This is a genomic window from Pseudomonas agronomica (assembly GCF_025917275.1).
Taxonomy (GTDB): Bacteria; Pseudomonadota; Gammaproteobacteria; order Pseudomonadales; family Pseudomonadaceae; genus Aquipseudomonas; species Aquipseudomonas agronomica.
On record NZ_JAOSHO010000738.1, the window covers coordinates 1 to 1,901 of the forward strand.

The 1,901-nt window shown below is 63.3% G+C and carries 2 protein-coding genes and 1 pseudogene; 1 reads left to right on the top strand and 2 read right to left on the bottom strand.

Features of this window, described 5'->3' with window-relative positions; translation table 11 throughout:
- Positions 1 to 21: 21 nt before the first annotated feature.
- Both OC610_RS26690 and olsB read right to left on the bottom strand, forming a co-directional pair.
- Positions 22 to 816: a lysophospholipid acyltransferase family protein gene (locus tag OC610_RS26690; RefSeq protein ID WP_264432224.1), complete on the bottom strand. Its 795-nt coding sequence runs from the start codon at positions 814 to 816 to the stop codon at positions 22 to 24.
- Entirely contained in the window at positions 816 to 1,571 is a 756-nt protein-coding gene (gene olsB / locus OC610_RS26695; protein ID WP_249873647.1) for an L-ornithine N(alpha)-acyltransferase, read from the bottom strand. Before olsB ends, OC610_RS26690 begins: the two co-directional genes overlap by 1 nt.
- A 146-nt stretch (positions 1,572 to 1,717) precedes the next feature.
- Between olsB and OC610_RS26700 the strand changes: the two are divergent.
- Positions 1,718 to 1,901: pseudogene (locus OC610_RS26700) on the top strand (acyl-CoA dehydrogenase); the annotation flags it as partial.

Here is a 1,901-nt window from a genome sequence, read left to right on the forward strand (position 1 = left end):
GGGGGCTTATGCGCATTTGGATCAAGCCGCGATCGCTGCTGGCCGCACTGGCGCTTGCTGCTTCTCCGGCATCTCGCCGAACAGCGCCCTGTGCACCGCCTGCTGCGCTTGAAATGCCAGCGCCGCGCGTTCCTGGCCGTGGCAGGCAATCGGCTCCAGCAGATGGATTTCCACGTCGCCACGATCATTGGCGAACAGCCGCATCAGGTGCGACAGCAAATCATCATCGCCAATGAACGGAGCCAGCGAATCCGGTTCGCCGTTGCGCAGGTAACGGATCGCCACCGGCTGCAACGCGACGTCGGCATCGATGGCCGCCGACAACAGGCGACCGTGGAAGGTGCGCAGCGAACGGCCATCGGTGGTGGTGCCTTCGGGGAACATCAACAGCGGATGAGCCTGCTCCAGATGACGGCTCATCTGCTTGCGGATCAACTGGCTGTCGCCCGAACCGCGACGGATGAACAGGCTGCCGGCCTTGGCGGCCAGCCATCCGGCCACGGGCCAGGTGCGCACTTCGGCCTTGGACAGGAACGACAGCGGCGTGAGCATGCCCAGCAGCGGAATATCGGTCCAAGACACATGATTGCTGACCCACAGCATTGGCCGTTGCGGCAATCGACCGTGGACCGTCACCGAAAAGGGCAGGGCGTTGGTCAGCCGCGCCATGAAGAATCGCGACCAGCGCTGGCGACGGAGCATGGAGTTGGCAACGCCCAGGCGTTCGAACAGGCCGAACACGCTGGCCATGCTCAGGCCCAGCGCCACCACCAGCAATACTCGCGCAATGCGCGCGTACACCCGCAACCGGCTCATCAGACCGCCGCCTTGAAGTGACGGGCGTAGCGTGGACAGAGTTCGTCGCGCTTGAGCAGGATGAACACGTCGGCCACCTGGAAATCTTCATCCCAGCACGGCTCGCCGCAGATCTTCGCGCCCAGGCGCATGTAGGCCTTGAGCAACGGTGGCATTTCGGCGATGACGTTGGACGGTACGTCCAGGCTCGGCAAGGGTTTTTTCGGCACCGCTTGCAGGTGTTCAGTGCAGAGGTAGCGTTCGCGCAGGCGCTGCATGATCGCCTGGGCCTGGATGCCGCCATCCTGCATCGGAATACTGGCGCAACCCATCAAGTAGCTGTAGCCGCCTTCATTGAGGACTTCGGCCAGTTCGCCCCAGAGCACCGCGATGGTGCCGCCGTTGCGGTAGGCCGGGTCGACGCAGGTGCGACCGATTTCCAGGATCGGGCCTTGGAGATGAACCAGGCCGTGGAGGGCGAATTCTTCTTCGCTGTAGAACCGGCCCAGGCTGCTGGCGGCCTGGTGGTCGAGCAGCCTTGTGGTCGCCACGAGGCGGCCGGTGTTCAGGTCGCGTACGCCGATGTGGGCGCAGTGAACATCATAGTCATCCATGTCCAGACCCATTTCCGCGCCTTTGAGCTTGGCGTTGAATTCGCCGCTGAAGACGTTGAAGCGCAGGGCCTGTGCTTCTTGCAAGGCCTGTGCGCCGATCAGGCGTTCGGCTTGCAGACGGCGTTCATTGCCGGTGTCGCGGATGCGGGCGATCTGGGTCATAGCGAATCTCCGTGCGGGCTGTTCAGTTGCAGCCTGTCGACTTTCTTTATGCAGCCATGTTGTGCAAAGTCAGGCTATGTAGCCCCGGTGTCATCGCCATGAAGCTTTGGTGATGCTTATATGACAGCCCACGAAAGGAGCCCTTCATGCCTTGGCAAACCCTGATCGAACGCGGCGAGCGGCTGCCCGCCTGGGCGGATCTGGCTGAAGGTTATGCCGCGTTGTTGCACCGCCTGGGACCGGTCACGCCGTTCGAGTTGGCCGTGGTCGGGGCGCGGTTGATGGCCACGCCGGGGCTGGCTTTCCTGGTGGGCTACCAGGCGGCGCTGC